This is a genomic window from Streptomyces wuyuanensis, from assembly GCF_900103455.1.
Taxonomy (GTDB): Bacteria; Actinomycetota; Actinomycetes; order Streptomycetales; family Streptomycetaceae; genus Streptomyces; species Streptomyces wuyuanensis.
Genome location: NZ_FNHI01000010.1, coordinates 122,555 through 139,343, shown reverse-complemented (window position 1 = coordinate 139,343; position 16,789 = coordinate 122,555). Strand labels below are relative to the sequence as shown.

At 71.5% G+C, this 16,789-nt stretch carries 16 protein-coding genes and 1 tRNA gene; 9 read left to right on the top strand and 8 right to left on the bottom strand.

The annotated features are described in order from the left end of the window. The first annotated feature begins 279 nt into the window (after positions 1–279). Together BLT82_RS16580 and BLT82_RS16575 are read left to right on the top strand one after the other, a co-directional pair. Complete coding sequence (locus BLT82_RS16580; RefSeq protein WP_093655481.1) at positions 280–990, top strand: bifunctional DNA primase/polymerase; 711 nt, start codon at positions 280–282, stop codon at positions 988–990. Positions 991–1,166: 176 nt separating this feature from the next. After that, positions 1,167–1,721 carry a hypothetical protein gene (locus BLT82_RS16575; protein ID WP_093655479.1) on the top strand — a complete coding sequence of 185 codons (555 nt, stop codon included), beginning with the start codon at positions 1,167–1,169 and terminating at the stop codon, positions 1,719–1,721. 281 nt (positions 1,722–2,002) lie between these two features. Here BLT82_RS16575 and BLT82_RS16570 read toward each other — a convergent pair whose 3' ends face one another. The 3 genes from BLT82_RS16570 to BLT82_RS16560 form a co-directional block, all read right to left on the bottom strand. After that, the gene (locus BLT82_RS16570; RefSeq protein WP_093655477.1) at positions 2,003–2,974 is read right to left on the bottom strand and encodes a DUF5926 family protein; all 972 of its coding nucleotides are present in this window, start codon (positions 2,972–2,974) and stop codon (positions 2,003–2,005) included. A 226-nt stretch (positions 2,975–3,200) separates the two neighbouring features. Then, positions 3,201–3,803, bottom strand: coding sequence for an ATP-binding protein (locus BLT82_RS16565; protein WP_093655475.1), 603 nt, complete (start codon positions 3,801–3,803; stop codon positions 3,201–3,203). Between the two features lie 73 nt (positions 3,804–3,876). Next, positions 3,877–4,668 (bottom strand): glycerophosphodiester phosphodiesterase, encoded by a 792-nt coding sequence (locus BLT82_RS16560; RefSeq protein WP_093655473.1) that lies wholly within the window; start codon positions 4,666–4,668, stop codon positions 3,877–3,879. Positions 4,669–4,862: 194 nt separating this feature from the next. On the opposite strand from BLT82_RS16560, the gene BLT82_RS16555 reads away from it, so the two are divergent. Then, on the top strand, positions 4,863–6,284 hold the full coding sequence (locus tag BLT82_RS16555; RefSeq protein WP_093655471.1) for a S1C family serine protease: 1,422 nt from the start codon (positions 4,863–4,865) through the stop codon (positions 6,282–6,284). Between the two features lie 121 nt (positions 6,285–6,405). Here the strand turns inward: BLT82_RS16555 and BLT82_RS16550 are convergent, their stop codons facing one another. Next, positions 6,406–7,539: a glutathione-independent formaldehyde dehydrogenase gene (locus BLT82_RS16550; protein ID WP_093655469.1), complete on the bottom strand. Its 1,134-nt coding sequence runs from the start codon at positions 7,537–7,539 to the stop codon at positions 6,406–6,408. 197 nt (positions 7,540–7,736) lie between these two features. Between BLT82_RS16550 and BLT82_RS16545 the strand changes: the two genes are divergently transcribed. Both BLT82_RS16545 and BLT82_RS16540 read left to right on the top strand, forming a co-directional pair. Continuing rightward, the gene (locus BLT82_RS16545) at positions 7,737–7,928 is read left to right on the top strand and encodes a hypothetical protein (protein ID WP_093655690.1); all 192 of its coding nucleotides are present in this window, start codon (positions 7,737–7,739) and stop codon (positions 7,926–7,928) included. Between the two features lie 142 nt (positions 7,929–8,070). Further along, positions 8,071–8,155: transfer RNA gene (locus BLT82_RS16540), tRNA-Ser, on the top strand. Positions 8,156–8,432: 277 nt separating this feature from the next. On the opposite strand, the gene BLT82_RS16535 is transcribed toward BLT82_RS16540, so the two are convergent. Together BLT82_RS16535 and BLT82_RS16530 are read right to left on the bottom strand one after the other, a co-directional pair. Next, positions 8,433–9,011 (bottom strand): hypothetical protein, encoded by a 579-nt coding sequence (locus BLT82_RS16535; protein ID WP_093655467.1) that lies wholly within the window; start codon positions 9,009–9,011, stop codon positions 8,433–8,435. Between the two features lie 288 nt (positions 9,012–9,299). Beyond that, complete coding sequence (locus BLT82_RS16530) at positions 9,300–9,995, bottom strand: L,D-transpeptidase (RefSeq protein ID WP_093655465.1); 696 nt, start codon at positions 9,993–9,995, stop codon at positions 9,300–9,302. Between the two features lie 325 nt (positions 9,996–10,320). On the opposite strand from BLT82_RS16530, the gene BLT82_RS16525 reads away from it, so the two are divergent. Further along, positions 10,321–11,133 (top strand): DUF427 domain-containing protein, encoded by an 813-nt coding sequence (locus tag BLT82_RS16525; protein WP_093655463.1) that lies wholly within the window; start codon positions 10,321–10,323, stop codon positions 11,131–11,133. Positions 11,134–11,200: 67 nt separating this feature from the next. Here BLT82_RS16525 and BLT82_RS16520 read toward each other — a convergent pair whose 3' ends face one another. Continuing rightward, on the bottom strand, positions 11,201–12,562 hold the full coding sequence (locus tag BLT82_RS16520; RefSeq protein ID WP_244292012.1) for an LAETG motif-containing sortase-dependent surface protein: 1,362 nt from the start codon (positions 12,560–12,562) through the stop codon (positions 11,201–11,203). A gap of 332 nt (positions 12,563–12,894) precedes the next feature. Continuing rightward, positions 12,895–13,764 carry a bifunctional DNA primase/polymerase gene (locus BLT82_RS16515; protein WP_093655461.1) on the bottom strand — a complete coding sequence of 290 codons (870 nt, stop codon included), beginning with the start codon at positions 13,762–13,764 and terminating at the stop codon, positions 12,895–12,897. A gap of 339 nt (positions 13,765–14,103) precedes the next feature. Between BLT82_RS16515 and BLT82_RS16510 the strand changes: the two genes are divergently transcribed. The 3 genes from BLT82_RS16510 to BLT82_RS16500 all read left to right on the top strand — a co-directional run bounded on the left by BLT82_RS16510 (position 14,104) and on the right by BLT82_RS16500 (position 16,788). Next, positions 14,104–14,415 (top strand): hypothetical protein, encoded by a 312-nt coding sequence (locus BLT82_RS16510; RefSeq protein ID WP_093655459.1) that lies wholly within the window; start codon positions 14,104–14,106, stop codon positions 14,413–14,415. A 280-nt stretch (positions 14,416–14,695) separates the two neighbouring features. Further along, positions 14,696–15,859, top strand: a complete 1,164-nt coding sequence (locus BLT82_RS16505) for an acyl-CoA dehydrogenase family protein (protein ID WP_093655458.1) — start codon at positions 14,696–14,698, stop codon at positions 15,857–15,859. Continuing rightward, positions 15,856–16,788 carry a bifunctional MaoC family dehydratase N-terminal/OB-fold nucleic acid binding domain-containing protein gene (locus BLT82_RS16500; RefSeq protein WP_093655455.1) on the top strand — a complete coding sequence of 311 codons (933 nt, stop codon included), beginning with the start codon at positions 15,856–15,858 and terminating at the stop codon, positions 16,786–16,788. The genes BLT82_RS16505 and BLT82_RS16500 overlap by 4 nt, the downstream gene beginning before the upstream one ends. Position 16,789 lies beyond the last annotated feature (1 nt).

The following is a 16,789-nucleotide window of genomic DNA, read 5'->3' as shown; positions in this document are numbered from 1 at the left end:
GTGATGGCCAGGGGCAGTTGGGACCGCCCCGGAACCTGGCGGGGAGCCCGGGCGTCTTAACCGCCGTGGGCCGCCGCCCCGTCCCGAGTGGCGGTACGAGTACAGCGGGAGAGCAAGCGCCAGGCGCGCGCCACCCCTCGCCACGCGTTTAATGGACAGAGCCCATGGGATCGCCCATGCCTACGGCAAGGGCGGCGAGACGCCGCTTTGTACGCGCAGTGAAGTGATGCACACATGGTGTGATGGACCTCGGCGTTCAACGGAAAGGAACGAGCGCTCATGCGCGAGATCCTCGGAAGGCGACGCAGGCTCCGGTTCTGGCGCAAGGGGAGGCCTGCTCCTCAACTCGACGCGGCGCTGACCTGCGCCACCGCGTGGGAATGGCCCGTGCTGCCCGGTGTGGGACTCAAGGCCGCCGGAGGGCGGACCGACCGCGGGCGCGGCTGCGCCTGCCCCGATCACGAGTGCGTCGTACCCGGCGCACACCCCTTCGATCCCGGCCTTCTGGCGGCGACCACCGACGAGCGGATGGTGCGCTGGTGGTGGACCCAGCGGCCCACCGCCCCGATCGTGCTCGCCACGGGCGGCCGTGCGCCGTGCGCGGTGAGCCTGCCGGCGGTCGCCGGGGCCCGGGCGCTCGCCGCGCTCGACCGCATGGAGATGAGACTCGGCCCCGTCGTCGCCACGCCGACCCGGTGGTCCCTGCTCGTCGCCCCGTACTCGTTGGAGCAACTGGGCGAGCTGCTCTACGCCAAGGACCGGGTGCCGAGTTCGCTTCGCTTCCACGGCGCGGGCGGCTATCTGATGCTGCCGCCGTCGGAGACGGGCATGGGCCAGGTCCGCTGGGAGCGGGCCCCGCTCCCCGGCTCGGCCGCGCCCTGGCTGCCGGATGTGGAGGCGGTCGTCGACGCCCTCGTCGAGGCGAGCGTCAGCACACCCTCGGGCGTGACTCCTCCGGAGGCCGGGGAGGGCTCCCGCCTCGCGTACTGACGGCCCGCCTGCCACTCGTCGGGGGCGGCTCCCACTCGTCGGGGGCGGCCTCCCGCGCGGTGACGGTCGTGCGCGGGCCGGAGACTCACTCGTACGGGTAGGAGCCGGGCCCCAGGGCCGGGAAATCGGGCGGACGGGGATCGGGGCGCCTCCGTACGCCGATATCTTCGGCGCACATGAACCAGCGCCTCACCGGGCTCGCGCTCGCCGCCGTCTGCGCCGCCCTGCTGCCGCTCGCCGCTTCCGCCGTGCCGGAGGGCGCCGATGCGACGGCGGATGGCAAGAGGGCGGGGCGGTCCGCAAGTGTGGCCGGAATGCATGCCCCGCACAGCCCGCGGAAGGCGCCGGAGGCGGATCGCAACGCGCTCGGCGTACGACGCACAAGCGAACACTGCGGCCCCGCAGTGGCCTCGCCGCACGGTATCGAGGCACAGTCCTGCGTCCTGACCGATGGCCCGGACGCCTGGGCGCGAACGTACTTCCGCAACGCGACGGGCGGGGGGCTGATGTCCGTGCTGACCCTGATGGGGCCGGGCGGAAGGACCGTGCGGACGCATTGTGCGGCCGAACCGGGAGATGAGCCCGCGGTATGCGAAACACCGCGTGAGAAGGCCCGAGGTGAAGCCGGGGAGTATTCCGCGATCGCGGAGTTCGCGCGTTCCGCGGAAGTCGGCGACGGTCCGCTGTTGCTGCGCGCCGGGAGCAACTCCCCCGCCTCCGGGAGCAGTTGACGTCGGGCGAGAGGCCGGGCACTGCCGGAAATAGAGACGCCCGGTCGCTGGCGACGGGGGATGCACCAGCGACCGGACTTCCAGAACGGTAACAAGAGATCTGCTGTTCGCAAATTCGATCTCGGGTATTCGGACAAGGAATTACCCGCCCGTACGGGCAGTTGTGACGGGGATCACTTGCCGCGGGTGGGAAGCGTCAGGTCGCGGCGGGCGGCGGCCGAGCCGCCCCCCGCGTCACCGTCGCCGTCCACCGGATGCCGGAGCCGACCGTGGTCCCCCGGTCAGCTGAGGGTGACCTGGCGGTTGGTGAGGCCGCTGCGAGCCCGGCGCTCCTCGCCCGTGAGCGGGGAGTCCGTCGCGAGCGCCTTGGCGAGCCGCTCGGCGAACTCCGCAGCCGGCTTCTCGCACTCCTCGGCGCCCATCCCGCTCGGCAGGTCCCAGACCGGGACCACCAGACCGTGCGCACGGAACGAGCCGACGAGGCGTGTGCCTTCGCCGAGGGTCGACGCACCGGCGGCGTGCAGCCGGGCGAGCGCGTCCAGCAGACGCTCCTCGGTGTGCGGCATGACCCAGCGCAGGTGGTTCTTCTCCGGGGTCTCGCACCAGTACGCGGCCTCCACGCCGGACAGCTTCGCCGTCGGGATCGCCGCCGCGTTGGCGCGCTCCAGCGAAGCCGTCACCTCGGCGCTCGTGGTCTCCACCGACTCCGGGATCCAGAACTCGAATCCGCTGTGGACGACCGGCTCGAACGGGGCGTCCGCGTCGATCAGGTCCTGGAGCCGCGGGCCGTCGGCGGGGGCGCGCCGCGGGGGCACCGCGTTTCCGGGCTTCGTGGTCAGCGCGCGCTGCAGGGTGTCGGCGAGGTCGCGGCTGAGATCGCCGGACGGCGTGTCGTTCTGCAGGGCGAGCATGACGGAGCCGTCCTCGCGCCGCAGCGCCGGCCAGGCCATGGGGAGGACGGTCGCCAGGGTGAGCGACGGGACGTCCTCGGGCAGCCCGTCCTTGAGGGTCAGGGCGACGGTGGCGGCGGGCACCAGCTCGCGGAGGGCGACCCAGTCGCCCTCGCCGGGGAGCCCCTCGAAGGGGCGCTGGACCAGCTCGGTCACGGCGTGTGCGGCGGCCCGCCCGTGGCAGGCCTTGTAGCGACGGCCCGAACCGCAGGGGCAGGGCTCGCGGGCGCCGACCACCGGGATCTCACCGTCGGTGACCTGTGGCTTGGCGGCGGCCTTCGTCTGGGGGCGCTTCTTGGCCATGATGTGGCTTTCTCCCGATGACGGCGTGCTTGTCTCGGGCGCGAGCCTAGCCGTTGCGGGCGTGGCAGCGGTCACAGCGGCACTTCACGTCGCGTGCCCGCGTACACGGAACCGGCCGGAGCGGCCCTCCGAGGCGGTGCGCGGGCGGCCCGGCGGTGGGCGGTGCCCCGCCCGGGTGCTCCGGACGACCGCCCTGCCCCGAGCCCGGAACGCGTCGTCCCGGGGGTCAGTCCACGTCGTCGTAGGCGTCCGCGAACTCGAAGCCGGGACCGGTGACGCGCGTAGCGAAATCGTCGCGGCGATGCCCTTCGGTGACGAGGACCCACACGGTGACCTCGCCGGCGGCGCTGTCCCGCACGCCCCAGTCCCGGGCGAGCGCGCTGATGATGTTGAGCCCGCGGCCGCCGTGCGCGGTGACCGAGGGCGTGGACGGAATCGGGCGGGTGGGACCGCCTCCGTCCGTCACCTCGACGGTCAGGCCACCCGACGCGTCGAGACGCCATGCGGCGCGGATGTCGCCGTCGCCGATCTCCGCGTGTCGGCCGAGGGGTCTGCCGTGCCGGCAGGCATTGCTCAGCAGTTCGGAAAGGATCAGAACGGCATCGTCGACGACCGATTCGGACACTCCGCTGCGCCGCAGTTGCTCGCGCATTTTGTGCCTTGCCTCACCCACGCCCGCAGGGCCATGGGGTACGGCCATGCTCGACGACGTGGGCACCTCCTGTGCCACCACCAACGCCACCCCCGAGACCTCCTTCGCCCCACGCCACGGTGTGGATGCCCCGATGACCTGGGCCGGAAACCGGCCAATCCGCGTCTGGTGACGCACTCGTCACGCTCGAATACGGATCGAACGCGCCGGTGCACTCCCTGTAGCGGTCCGGTCGCTGAGCGGAGAACCGTCAGAGACGGCCCAGTTGGGAGAGGACCTGCTTCGGGCGGTTGGTGATGATCGCCTCGACGCCGAGGCCGACGCAGAGGTCGACGTCGGCCGGTTCGTTCACGGTCCAGACGTGCACCTGGTGGCCTGCGGCGTGCAGCCGCTCGACGTAGGCGGGGTGATTGCGCACGAGCCGGATGCCCGGGCCGGCGATCCGTGCCCCTGCGGGCAGCCGCGCCTCACGGGCCCGCAGCGGGAGGAACTGCATCAGGTACACGGTCGGGATGCCCGGCGCGGCGTCCGTGATCCGGTGCAGCGAGCGGGCCGAGAAGCTCATGACGCGCACGGGGGACTCTTCGGCCGCCGCCGGTGCGTCCAGGCCGAAGCGCTTCAGCAGCTGGAGCAGCCGCTCCTCCACCTGTCCGGCCCAGCGGGTCGGATGCTTGGTCTCGATGGCGAGTTCGATGCGTCGCCCGGCGTCCGCCACCAGTTCCAGCAGCCGCTCCAGGGTCAGCACCGAGGTGAAGCCCGGGTCCCTCCAGTCGGGGCTCTCCTCGCTGTCCTTCCAGGAGCCGAAGTCGAGCCCGGCGAGGTCGGCGAGCTCCAGCGCGGAGACCGCGCCCCGGCCGTTGGAGGTGCGGTTCACCCGGCGGTCGTGGACGCAGACGAGATGACCGTCCGCCGTGAGACGCACATCGCACTCGAGGGCGTCCGCCCCGTCCTCTATGGCTCTCACATAGGCGGCCAGGGTGTGTTCGGGGGCGTCCTCCGAGGCGCCTCGGTGGGCGACGACCTGGATCCGGTGTTGAGTCACCGCGTCATGGTGCCATCGCCGGAATGCGAGCACCCCGCCCCTGTCCGCAATGTCCGGGATAAGGAACGGCGCGCGGACGCACAGGTCCTGCTTACAGTGGCCTGACAGGCTGTGGGAAAAGCTGTCTGCAGCGCATCGGTGCGGTGCCGCGCGACCGCGGACCGCCGAATCGTGGAATCGAGGAAGAGGAAGCTGTGAGCACTGAGAACGAGGGCACCCCGGCACACGCGGGCCCGTCCGTACCTCCTGTGCCGGCGGCTGCTCCCGAAAGCGCTGCCGCGCACGCGCCCGCCGGTGCGGACGCCCCGACGCAGCCGGGCCGGGCGGTACCCCCCGCGCCGCCGGCGCCGCCCACCGCCCACGGGTCCGCCCAGGGCGCCCCGGCGCCGTCCCCCGCCGACACGGCCCAGTACCCGCAGGGCGCCTGGCCGCCTCCGCCGCCGCCCGTCTCGCACTGGGGCGAGCCCGCGCCGGCACCGCAGGGACCGCGCAGGCGGTCCGGCGGAATGATCGCTTCGGTCCTCGTCGCCGCGCTCGTCGCCGGAGGTGTGGGAGGCGGGATCGGCTACTGGGCCGCCGAGCGGAACGACGGCGGAATCTCGACGACCGTGGCCGCGGGCGACGCCCCCGCCGGCTTCAAGCGCGACGCCGGCACGGTCGCCGCGGTCGCGGGCAAGGCGCTGCCCAGTGTCGTCACGATCGAGGCGAAGTCGGGGAGCGGCGAGGGCGAGGCCGGCACGGGCACGGGCTTCGTCTACGACAAGGAAGGCCACATCCTCACGAACAACCACGTGGTGGCCTCGGCGGCCGACGGCGGCACGCTCTCCGCGACCTTCTCCAACGGCAGGAAGTACGACGCCGAGGTCGTCGGCCGGGCCCAGGGCTACGACGTGGCCGTACTGAAGCTGCGGAGCGCGCCCGACGGGCTCACACCGCTGCCCCTGGGCAACTCCGACCAGGTCGCGGTCGGCGACTCGACCATCGCGATCGGCGCGCCCTTCGGCCTGTCCAACACGGTCACGACGGGCATCATCAGCGCCAAGAACCGGCCGGTGGCCTCGGGCGACGGCTCGGGAGGCAAGAACTCGTACATGAGCGCGCTGCAGACCGACGCCTCGATCAACCCCGGTAACTCCGGCGGTCCGCTCCTGGACGCGCGCGGCGCGGTGATCGGCATCAACTCCGCGATCCAGTCCGCGGGCGGCGGCAACGGATTCGGCCAGCAGTCCCAGGCCGGTTCCATCGGCCTCGGCTTCGCCATCCCCGTCAACCAGGCGAAGAACGTGGCGGACCAGCTGATCAAGACGGGCAAGCCCGTCTACCCCGTCATCGGCGCGACCGTGAACATGACGGACAAGGGCTCCGGCGCGACGATCGCCGAGGAGGGCGCGGGCGGCACGGCGGCCGTCAGCCCGAACGGTCCGGCGGCCAAGGCGGGACTCAGGGCCGGTGACGTGATCACCAAGTTCGACGGCAAGCCGGTCGACAGCGGCCCGACGCTCATCAGCGAGATCTGGACCCACAAGCCCGGCGACAAGGTCCGGCTCACCTACGAGCGCGACGGCCGAGAGGTCACGGCCACGCTCACGCTGGGCCAGCGTGAGGGCGACGGCTGACGCGGCCGGGTCCGCAGGACGAACGGGCGAAGGGGCTGCCGAGCGGATCGGCAGCCCCTTCGTCGTGCGTGGTGCTTCCGCGGTCTCCCGTTGGCCGTGCGCCGCGGGGGAACGTGCGGCACTACGGGTGCAGCACCACCTTGGTGTAGCCCTCGACCCTCTTGTCGAACTTCTCGTACGCCGACGGCGCCTGGTCCAGCGGCAGTTCGTGGGAGACGACGAAGCTCGGCGTCGCCCTGCCCTCGATGATCATGTCGCGCAGGTACCTGTTGTAGCGCTTCACGTTGCACTGACCGGTACCCATCTTCAGGCCCTTCTCGAAGAGCCTGCCGATGGCGACGCTGAGCATGCCGTGCTTGGACTGCTCGTCGGGACCGCCGGGGTCGGAGGGTACGTAGAGCCCGGGTACGCCGAGCATTCCGGTGGCCCGGACGGTGCCGATGAGCGAGTTCAGCACGGTCGCCGGCTCCTCGCGCCCGGTGTCACGCACCGTCGCCTGGTAGCCGACCGCGTCCACGCCCTTGTCGGTGCCGATGCCCTCGGTCTGCTCCTTGATCTGCTCCACCGGGTCGCCCTCGGCGAAGTTGATCGGGGTCGCGCCGATTTCCCGTGCCTTTTCCAGGCGTTCGGGGACACGGTCCACGACGAAGACCTTCTTGGCGCCACGCAGCAGGGCCGAGTACGCGGCCATCAGGCCGACGGGACCGCCGCCGTACACGGCGACGCTCTCGCCCGGCCGCACCTGGGCGAGTTCGCAGCCGTGGTACCCGGTGGGGAAGATGTCCGCGAGCAGGATGAAGTCGGTCTCGTGCTCGTTTCCCGGTGGCAGCTTCAGGCAGTTGAAGTCCGCGTAGGGCACGCGCAGGTACTCGGCCTGGCCTCCGGGCCAGGGGCCCATGGCGACGTAACCGTAAGCACCGCCGGCGAAGCCGGGATTGACGGTCAGACAGAATCCCGTGAACCCCTCCACGCAGTTCATGCAGAAGCCGCATGCGACGTTGAAGGGCATGACCACCCGGTCGCCCTGCTTGAGGGAGGTGACGCCGTCACCGAGTTCCTCGATGATCCCCATGTTCTCGTGACCGAAGACGATGCCCGGCTCCGCCGCGGTACGGCCCTCGTACATGTGCAGGTCGGAGCCGCATATCGCGGTGGACGTGACTCGTACGATCACGTCGTTCGGATGGTGGATCCTCGGCTTCGCGACGTCCTCGACCGCCACCTCGAACGGTTCCTTGTACACAACAGCTTTCATGGCTGTGACCTCCGCTGGCGTTGCGTGCGTGACTGCGGCCCCCCACCCCTCCTTTCACTTGTGACTCACTTGTGGCACACATCTCATGATTCTCCGGCCCGGAGGATCGGACAAGCCGGTAATCTCAGGAGGAATACCCGCCCCGGGTGGCGCCTTTCAGGTGCCGTACCGAATCAAGCGAAGTGGAGGGCGAGAAAGTGGCAGCACAAAGGCTAGGGACCCTGCTCGTCCCCGTACCGGGTCTCTCCGGAGCCACGTACCCGCCCGGCACGACGGTGACGGTCCGCGGTCGTGGCGCCACGGTGGATGCCTTTGTCAACGGCGACTGGCTTCCCCTCTCGTGGTGGGAGTTCTCCGACGGCCTCCGCGAGGACATCGCCGACCGCTGAGCCACCGCCGGGCCGTGGCCGAGCCACTGCCGGGCAGCACCACCGGGTCCGGTCCGCCGGACGACTCTTCCCCGGGCGCCTCACGCGCGATCCGCAAGCCGGTAGGCTGTAGCCCGCTCCGCAGCAGGTGAGGCGGGGCGCAGGTGGGTTGCCCGAGCGGCCTAAGGGAACGGTCTTGAAAACCGTCGTGGCGCGAGTCACCGTGGGTTCAAATCCCACACCCACCGCAGGTGAACGGCCCCTGACCAGTTCATATGGTCAGGGGCCGTTGGGCTGCGCGGGGCGTATGTTCGCAAGTGGTGTTCTCCTCCGGGCCGTTCAGCTCCTTCACTCCGACACGGCGTCGTGTTCGGCGCGAGACCCGTACCGGAAGGTCGGCCCTGAGTGGGTGATACCGGTCCGGGGCGTTGGGTTCCCACGCTCTGTGACTGATCGGTACTCTCCCGTGATGTCTGCTCGACGGGGCACGTGAGGGCACGGCGGTCGCTTGTGCCCCGGCCGTGATCACGCCTTGTCCCCGCGGCGCCCCCCCGCGGTGTGATCTTGCGGGTGCCAGTCCGCCTCGGCCCAGTCGTACACGGCGAACCCGTCGGGAACCAGCGCACAGGGGGCGTGGACGCCGATGAACAGAGTCACGGTCGAGGCGTTCCACCGCACGTCGACCTGGTCGCCTTCCGTGTTCTCGAATCGGAAGCCCAGTTCGCGGAAGGTGGCGCCCGCACGGTCGCCTTCGTGGGTGAGTTTCCACCCTTGCTGGAGCAGCCGCCGGCGCACGCGTTGCTGCGCCTCTCGGGCGGTGGCCTCCGGGACGTCCGGCACGCTCCAGTCCAGATCGAAGCTGCGGACGTCGCTTCGTGCCTCGTCGATGTGGGCGATTCCCCTCAGCCCACGGTGGTAACAGGCGCCGGTGCCGACCCTGCCCGAGCTCGCGGCGTGCTTTCCGGGCAGCGCGAAGTCGTCGTGGACCCTGTCGGATTGGTCCTTGAGCCGGCGCGCGACCGCGTCCGGGTCCGCCGAGGGGTACGGGGTGCCGTTCCACACGAAGTTCGCCGCCATCACGGCGGCGACTGCCGACACGACCATCACGAGCCTCGTGATGGTGTACCGGACGGACCGCCCTGAGGTTCGGGCTCTGTGAGCAAGGCACTTGACCATGCGTGCGACGGTAGGCCGCGGCTCTGCGCGACGCATGAGCAGCCGTACTCAGGAAGACCCTGGGGCGGTGACGAAGCGGTCGCCGAGGCCACGCCCCGCGGAGCGTCGTGGCGGCGTACGGGAACGAGAAAGGGCGCCCGGGACTTCCGGGCGCCCTTTCTCGGCAGATCGGGGGTCACCGCCCGGGGGAATCGCTTCCCCGGCGGCGAGCGGGCGTCAGGTGCCCGGCTTGCGGCCGTAGACGAAGACGTCGTCGCCCTTGCGGAGCAGGTTCCAGTACTTGACCGCGTCGGTCTTGGTCATGTTCACGCAGCCGTGCGAGCCGGGCGGGGCCCAGACGCTGATGCCGACGGAGTGGAAGGCCTGGCCGCCGTCGAAGAACTGGCTGTACGGCATGGGCACGTTGTACAGGCTCGACACGTGGTCGATGTTGCGCCAGTAGACCTTCTTCAGGCCGGTGCGGGTCTCGTGCCCGTTGCGACCCGTCCGGACCGCCACCGGTCCGTAGACCAGCTTCTTGCCGTCCTGGATCCAGCTGAGCTGCAGTGTCAGGTCGACGCAGGCGATGCGGCCCTTGTTCGTCGGGCACTTGCCGGCCTTGTTCGGGTTCTTGCCGACGGCCTTCTGCCTGTTCATGAGATCCATGACGCCCCAGGTGATCGGCCCCGCCAGGCCCGCGTTCGGGCTGATCGAGTGCTTCGTCTGGAAGGCCTGGATCGCCTTGCAGTCGGCGGGCGACTGCTTCCCGTCCACCGGGCGGCCGAGGAACTTCTCGACCTGCTTCTGGTACGCCCCCGTCTGCGTCGTGCACGACGCCGCGTGCGCGGTCGTGCTCCCCATCGCCACGGTGAGCGGGGCCACCAGGGCGGTGGTCCCGAGTGCGACGGCTATCCGTCGGCGAATGTCCCCCACGTCGGTCGGCTCCTTCTGCGTGTGGTCCCTGTTCCGCCTGGTAGACGGCGCGGGACAGGTGAGAGTTGCACGGGGGAAGACGACGGTTCCGTAACGGCGGACGATCAAGGACGGTCGTCGAGTCGGAGGTGCCGGCCGCCGTCAGGGCGGGCCGCACCCGGGGGCACGCCGGCGATGCGGCCGCCGCCTCATGCCGGCGTCCCGGGCCGCCCCGGTTCGCGGAGGCGGCGTTGCGCCGGGGATCGCGGAAGCCCAAGGTGGAGAGGTCAGGAGGGCGGCGCGGTGCGCGATCCGGAGGGCGCCGCACCGACCGGAGGAGGAGTCCATGGCCACACCCGGGAGCGTGCCGGGGACCGCACCGGTCCTACGGCGCCGGCCCGACCCGGCCGACAGCCTGGTCTGGGAGCCCAGCGACCGCTGGGTCCGCGGCACGAAGAACGGCGTGACCGTCGTCGACAGCCGCCGTCCCGTTCTGGTGTGGGAGCCCGGTGTCCCCGTGCCGGTCTACGCGTTCCCGGCCGAGGACGTCCGGATGGACCTGCTGCGGAGGTTCGAGCGGTCCCCGGGCCGGCGCCACGCGGGAGCGACCGAGTTCTACGACCTCGTGGTGGGCGACGAGGTCGTACGCTCCGCGGCCTGGGGCTGCCCCGGCGAGGAGCTGGCGGGCCACGTGTGCTTCGCCTGGTTCGGCCGAGAGGTCCTCGACCACTGGTACGAAGAGGAGGAGGAGATCTTCGTGCACCCACGTGATCCCCACAAGCGCGTCGACGCGCTGCCCAGTACCCGCCATGTCCAGGTCGAGATCGAGGGCACGGTCGTCGCGGACACGCGATCCCCGGTGCTGCTGTTCGAGACTGACTTGCCGGTGCGCTACTACTTCCCGCGCGAGGACGTGCGCCTCGACCTGTTCACGCCGACCGACACGAGCACCCGTTGCCCGTACAAGGGAGTGGCGACCGAGTACTGGTCGTGGGCGGGTGAGGGCGACGTCCGGCCGGACATCGCCTGGAGCTATCCCGATCCGCTGCCGGCGGTGGGCGTCATCAAGGACCGGATCGCCTTCTACGACGAGTTCGTCGACGTGATCGTGGACGGCGAGAGGCAGCAGCGTCCCGTCAGCGTGTTCAGCAAGCGCTGACGGGACGCGCGGAAGGGCGCCCCCGCCCGGCGGCAGCGCCCTTCCGTCGTACGCGCGTTGTCGCGGGTCAGGACGCGGAGTCCGCCTTTCGGCGGCGCGCCGCGAAGACCGCACCGGCGCCGAGGGCCACGGCCGCGCCGGCCGCGGCGGCGAGCTGCGGCAGGGCCGAGGAGGAGCCGGTGCTGGCGAGGCTGTCGCTCGTGGTGGTGAGCGGCTGGGTGGTCGTGGTCTGGGTCTGCGTGCCGGTACCCGTGCTCGTGCTGGGCGACGGGGAGGCGGACGGGGCGGGCTTGGCGGTGACCGCGAAGTCGTACGTGGTCAGCTCCGGCGAGCCGCCGCAGGAGCCGTCCTCGTTGACGTAGTCGGCAGCGAGGAAGGCGGCGCCCACGGCTTCGGGCGTGTCGGCGTCGACCGTGAGCCGCAGCTTGATGTCGGCGTGGGCGCCGGCCTTCAGCGGGCTGACGGAACCGGCCGTGTAGTCGTCGCCGGCGTCCGTCCAGGTCTGGGTCGCCGTCGACCACTGCAGGTGCATGCGGTCGTCGATGGGCGCGTAGCCGCCCTTCTCGATCGCGTGGAAGTAGACGAACGGCCAGACCTCGTCGAGCGTCCTGTCCGTGCCGTTGGCGATGCGGAGCTTCATCTCGACGGTCGAACCGGCGGTGATCTTGGCGGGCAGCCCGGAGAGGGTCGCGGTGAGCTCGCTCTCGGGCTTGCACGGGACCGGGTCCTGCTCCTCCAGGGCGTCCTCGAGTGCCTCGTCGGCGGCCTTCTTGGCCTCCAGGGCCTTCTTCGCGGCCTCCTTGGCCTTGCCCCACGCGCGTACGGAGGCGACGCGGGCGTCGTCCAGGTCGGTGGTGGCCTGCTTCGCGGCCTCGTCGGCCGCGGTCTTGGCCGCTGCGGCGGTCCCTGCCGCGGTGGTGGCGTCCGCGACGGCCTTCTCGGCTGCCGCCTTCTCCTCGGGCGTGGCGGTCTCGGGCAGCGCGGCGAGCGCGGCCTCGGCGTCGGCCAGGGCCTGGTCGGCGTTGGTCTTGGCGGTGGCGGCGTCGGCCGCCTTCTCCTTCGCGGCCCTGGCCGCTACGGCGAGCGGGAAGTCGTCGGCGAGCGAGGCCTCCATGGCGGCGAGCGCGGCCTTTTCGGCGGCGACGGCGTCGTCGTACGCCTTCTGCGCCTCGGCGGCGGCCTTCTCCAGCTCTTCGATGGAGGGCTTGGCGGCCCGCTTCCCGGCCGTGTCCTCACCGGCGCGGAGCTTTCCGGCCAGTGCGCCGTTGCGCAGGACGCCGGCGTGCGCCGCGGCGTCCTCGGTGCCGGCCGGAGCGGTGACGGAGGCGGTCGGTGCGGAGTCGGCGAATGCGGGCGAGGCGCCGAACAGCACTGCGGGTGTGGTCACGGCAGCGGCGACGGCCGTTGCGACGATGCGGCGGAGTGTCACGAGCACCCTTTTCTGGGGTCCGGTGTCTGCGGTACGGAAGCACGGGGCAGCCGCCGCGGTTTTCCTCACGCAGGACGACTGGTCGGTGGTGATCGTATGACTGCCGTCGGCGGTACGGAAGCAAGTTGGTTGAATGGTGGGGCCGCTGACGATGCCTCACAGTGAGGGTGAACCACGCAAGCCGGACAGTTGCCCTCGATTAGCGTGATTCTCGTGTGAGGCATATCACTTGAGATTGCCGCGTGCCTCGGGGTCCTGATGCGGGAGTCCCGGCTCCCCCCGGAGCCGGGACTCCCGCGGTCGCGGTGCGTCGGCCGTTCGGTGCCGACTGCTCAACGGCTCGTCAGCCGTGCCGCCGACGCGATCGTTGCCCGGGCCTCGTGCTCGGTCAGTCCGGTGCGCACGGCGGCTTTTGTCAGCGCGTCGGCGAGGGATTCGCCGATGCCGTTCTCGTACGCCCGGCAGGCGGCCCAGAACAGCCGGGTGTTGCGCTGCCCCTCGTGGGCGGCGAGCACGAACTGGATCAGGCCCTGGCCGCGCGGGGCCGGGCCGGGTGCGGGGTGCCGGTGGCGCGCGGGTGGCGCGATCAGCCGCAGCAGGGCGTCGGGGCACGGGGCGGGGGCTAGCTCCGCCGACCCGGGCGCGAGCCGGTACGCGCCGTGCGCCGCGACCGAGCCCGGGCCGACGAGGTAGCCGCCGGCGCCCCGGATGTCGATGCCGGGGGCGAGACGGCTCGCCGAGTTCGGCACCACCACGTCGGACGGGCCGGTCAGCCACAGGTGGCGGCCGCCGCTCGGGGTGATGACGGTGACCGTCTCCGGGATCGTGAACAGGTGCCGGAGCGCCAGCTGCCGCAGGGCCGCGGCCGAGTCCGTGGTGCCGGTGGCGGCGGTCCTGGTGTCCAGGTCGACGCCGATCAGATGGTGGGGCGGGCGGCCGCAGGCGATGCCGTACCCCGTGGCCCAGGGCGCGGCCGAGAAGAGCGCGCGCACGGCGGCGGGGTCGGCCGTGGCGTCGTGCACGCCGTGGCCGGGCAGACCGCACTCGCCCCGGCAGCGGGCCGGCTCCCGGTCCATGCGGTGCGGTGACGGCAGGGCGGGGAGCTTCGTGGGGGACAGGGGAATCACGGGGAGCCCGCGCTCGGCGGCGGAGAGCGCGTGGGCGAGGGCCAGGGTGGCGGTGTGCCGGTCGGTGATGGCCATGGCTCCATGTTCGTACGAATGTTCGAGTAAGGGAAGAGGGGGAGATTGGCCGAAAATGTGCCGTAACGCTTTTCCTCTGGTGAGTGGCGGGGTTTTGTCGCCGTCGGGCAGTTGAGCTGCGAGGTTCGCGGCCTGGCGGTGGTTTACCGCCATGTCCTCACGCTTGAGGGCGAATCGCCGCCTGCGAGGTGGTTCGCCGGAGATCCGCTGGGCAACTCTGGATGCGCGACGTCGTGAAGATCGACCGGGCGGCCGGCCAACCGCCCTGTTTCCAGCCGTAGTTCCGCACGCCTGGTGCGCCGATTCCCGGTGCACTTCCCAAGCTTCGGAGGAATCGACATGGCAAGCATCCGTACCGCCCGCGCTCTGGCCGCCGTCGCCGCGCTGCCGCTGGCGGCCGCCCTCTTCGCCGGTGTGGCGCACGCCGACAACGGGGCCTTCGCGGGCGACGGATCGAACGCCGCCGTGGCCACCATCAGCGGCAGTGGGGTGGGTGGGCACAACCTCGGCAACTCGACGACCACCCAGCAGGTGGCCACCGGAGCCGGCGCGTCCAACCAGAACAACACCGCCAGCGTGAACGGTTCGGCCTTCACGGCGATCGACCAGTCGAACGAGAACATCGCGATCACCTTCCTGCCGCTCTGGTAGGGGCGTCGGCCGGGGAGGGGTGACCGAGGGGTGAAGGACGGCCTGCGCGGCGGTGCTCCGGCATCGGCGCGCGGGCCGTTCGCCGTTTTTCGGGCCGGTCCGGGGCGGGCGGGGCAGGGGAGGTGCGAGTGTCCCGGTCGCGCCCCGGAGGCACCCGGGTGTCTGCCCGGGGCGGTGGCGGCAGGTGTTCGTGACCTTGACATCCCGAGTTATCTGACGGACAGTCAGAAACCTTGCTCCTGCGCCTGAATCCCCCTGCGCCGCCCGGGAGGCCGCCGCCGTGCACCTCGCCCCGACAGAGCGCCAGCAGCGGCTGCGCGCCGAACTCCGCTCCTACTTCCGCGCTCTCATGCCGGACGGTCCCCCGGCCGCCGACGACCCGGCGGAGCAGCGCCGGCTGCTCGGGCGCATCGGTGCCGACGGCCTGCTGGGCCTGGGATGGCCCGCCGAGTACGGCGGGCAGGGCCGCGGCGCCGACGAGCAGTTCGTCTTCTTCGACGAGGCGTACCGCGCGGGCGCGCCCGTCTCCATGGTCACGCTGAACACGGTCGGCCCGACGCTGATGACCTACGGCACGGAGGAGCAGAAGGCGTTCTTCCTGCCCAGGATCCTGCGCGGCGAGCTCGTCTTCGCCATCGGCTACAGCGAGCCCGAGGCCGGTACGGATCTCGCGGCGCTCCGCACGAAGGCGGTGCGGGACGGCGGCGACTGGCTCATCAGCGGTCAGAAGGTGTTCACCTCCAACGCCCAGAACGCCGACTGGATCTGGCTGGCCTGCCGGACCGACCCCGAGGCACCGCGGCACCGGGGCATCTCGGTCGTCCTGGTGCCCACCGACGCGCCGGGGTTCTCCTGGACCCCGATCGAGACGGTCGGCGGGCTCACGACGACGGCGACGTACTACGACGGCATCCGGGTGCCCGCCGCGAACCTCGTCGGCGAGGAGAACGGCGGCTGGGGGCTCATCACCAGCCAGCTCAACCACGAGCGGGTGGCGCTCGCCGCGATCGGCATGCAGGCGGAGGACTTCGCGGCGGCTGCGCTGGAGCGGGCCCGTACGCCCGATCCGGTGACGGGTGTGCGTGCGATTGACGAGTCCTGGGTGCGCTCGAGGATGGCCGAGGCGCATGCCCGACTCGCGGCGACGCGCCTGCTCAGCTGGCGTCTGGTGGGGGACGTGGCGGCGGGCCGGCTCACCCCGGGGGACGCGAGCGGCGTGAAGTTCGCGGGAACCGAATCGGCCGTCGAGGTGTATCGGATGTGCCAGGAAATCACGGGCGAGGCGGGGCTGGTGAGGGCCGGTTCACCGGGCGCCGCGGGGGACGGGGGGCTGGAGCGGATGAACAGGGCGGCGCAGATCAACACGTTCGGGGGCGGGGTGAGCGAGGTGCAGCGGGAGATCGTCGCGACGATGCGGCTCGGCATGCGGAGGGGGAAGCGGTGAGCGAGGACGAGCTGTATCCGCTGCTGAAGGCGTACGAGGGGCGGAGCGCCTCGGCCTCCGGGATCGGCAAGGACCTGGTGAACGAGCCGATGATCAGGCACTGGTGCGAGGTGATGGGTGACCGGAACCCGGCGTACGAGGGACCGGACGTGATCGCTCCGCCGACCATGCTCCAGGCCTGGACGATGGGCGGGCTGTCCGGGCACACGGGCCGCACGGGAGCGCACGACGAGCTGTTCGCGCTGCTGGACGGCGCCGGATTCGCCGCGGTGGTGGCGACCGACTGCGAGCAGGAGTACCGGCTCCCGCTGCGGCCGGGACACCGGATCACCTTCGACTCGGTGATCGAGACGGTCTCACCCCGCAAGACCACCAGGCTGGGCGCGGGCTACTTCGTCACCACCAGGATGGACATCCGGGCGGACGGCGAGCTCGCCGGGACGCACCGCTTCCGCATCCTCAAGTACGCGCCGGCGGCCGGGATGCGGCCCGCGCCGCGGCGCCCGCGCCCGGTGGTCAACCGGGACAACGCCGGGTTCTGGGAGGGCGTCGCCCAGCACAGACTGCTGATCCAGCGCTGCGCCTCGTGCGCGAAGCTGCGCTTCCCCTGGCTCCCGGGCTGCGGGGCGTGCGGTTCACCGGACTGGGACACGGTCGAGGCCGAGGGCGAGGGGACCGTCTACTCGTACGTGGTGATGCACCACCCGCCCTTCCCGGCCTTCGCCGGCTCCGAGGGCGGTCGGGAGGGGGCGGGCCCTTACGCGGTGGGGCTAGTCGAGCTGGCCGAGGGCGTGCGGATGGTCGGCAATGTGATCGGGGTGCCGTACGACAAGGTGCGCATCGGGACGCCCGTCCGGCTGGAGTTCTTCAGGGCCGACGAGGACCTGGAGCTGCCGGTGTTCCGGGCCCTGGCGGAGGGGGCGGGCTGAC

Bases quoted from the DNA above. Each gene is read 5' to 3' on its own strand.
- BLT82_RS16580 (WP_093655481.1), top strand. From the start codon at position 280: ATGCGCGAGATCCTCGGAAGGCGACGCAGGCTCCGGTTCTGGCGCAAG.
- BLT82_RS16575 (WP_093655479.1), top strand. From the start codon at position 1,167: ATGAACCAGCGCCTCACCGGGCTCGCGCTCGCCGCCGTCTGCGCCGCC.
- BLT82_RS16570 (WP_093655477.1), bottom strand. From the start codon at position 2,974: ATGGCCAAGAAGCGCCCCCAGACGAAGGCCGCCGCCAAGCCACAGGTC.
- BLT82_RS16550 (WP_093655469.1), bottom strand. From the start codon at position 7,539: ATGAAAGCTGTTGTGTACAAGGAACCGTTCGAGGTGGCGGTCGAGGAC.
- BLT82_RS16535 (WP_093655467.1), bottom strand. From the start codon at position 9,011: ATGGTCGTGTCGGCAGTCGCCGCCGTGATGGCGGCGAACTTCGTGTGG.
- BLT82_RS16525 (WP_093655463.1), top strand. From the start codon at position 10,321: ATGGCCACACCCGGGAGCGTGCCGGGGACCGCACCGGTCCTACGGCGC.
- BLT82_RS16515 (WP_093655461.1), bottom strand. From the start codon at position 13,764: ATGGCCATCACCGACCGGCACACCGCCACCCTGGCCCTCGCCCACGCG.
- BLT82_RS16510 (WP_093655459.1), top strand. From the start codon at position 14,104: ATGGCAAGCATCCGTACCGCCCGCGCTCTGGCCGCCGTCGCCGCGCTG.